The sequence below is a fragment of the Fulvivirga aurantia genome, from assembly GCF_009711475.1.
GTDB classification, from domain to species: domain Bacteria; phylum Bacteroidota; class Bacteroidia; order Cytophagales; family Cyclobacteriaceae; genus Fulvivirga; species Fulvivirga aurantia.
Window position 1 is genome coordinate 1 of record NZ_SMMD01000194.1, and the last position, 905, is coordinate 905.

A 905-nucleotide genomic window follows, 5' to 3' on the forward strand; every position below is an offset into this window, starting at 1 on the left:
AGCGATTTTATAAGAATCCTGATGGAATTGCTTGTTTTCTGTTGCACGGCAGTATAGAAAACGGGAGGATATTTTACTCTAAATCTGGAAAAGGCCTTGCCCCTTACCTGGCCAAACAAGGTTTTGATGTTTATGTCGCTGATCTTAGAGGTCGAGGTAACAGTGAACCTGCTATAGATAAGGGTCATACCTATAACCAAACCGATGCTATTTTAGGCGAAATACCCGCATTCTTAAATGAAATAGATACGCTAAAAAAAGGCATGCCAATACATGCTCTGGCTCATAGCTGGGGTGGTGTATTACTACTTTCTTACATTGCCAGATTTAATGATGCGCGTATCCGATCGATGGTATTTTTTGGTACCAAAAGACGTATAAAGGTTATTAATTGGGATCGCATTTGGCGTGTACAAATCTTGTGGAATAAAATAGGCCATCTTTTAATAGCTAAACATGGGTATTTACCAGCCGTAAAATATGGATTTGGAAGTGATAATGAACCTAAAGAGTTTTATAGGCAGGTAAAAGAATGGGCCATTCGAGGCCCCTGGATCGATGAGCAGGATGGTTTTGACTATGCCAATATTTTACAGAATAAAACAGTACCTCCTACCCTGTATTTAACAGGAGCAAACGACACGCATTTAGGTCACCCGAAGGATGTAAAGCGGCTGATGCTTGAAGTGGGTAATAAGCCCTCAGATACGATAAAGATAATTGGTAAAGCCAACGGCTATGCTCACAATTATGATCATATAAACCTTCTCACTCACCCTCTGGCTCTTAATGATCATTTCCCCGAAGTTGTGCAGTGGCTTAGAAAGCATGAATAGTTTCAGCTTCGAGTGCCTCAGCCTGACATAAACAATAATGAGATCCCTGCCTACGCAGGGATGACGCCA

Annotated in this window: 1 protein-coding gene; it reads left to right on the plus strand. The window is 41.2% G+C overall.

From position 1 onward, the window contains the following. On the plus strand, nucleotides 1-836 hold an 836-nt coding region (locus E1176_RS00610; RefSeq protein WP_222933036.1), incomplete at its 5' end, for an alpha/beta fold hydrolase. Nucleotides 837-905 lie beyond the last annotated feature (69 nt).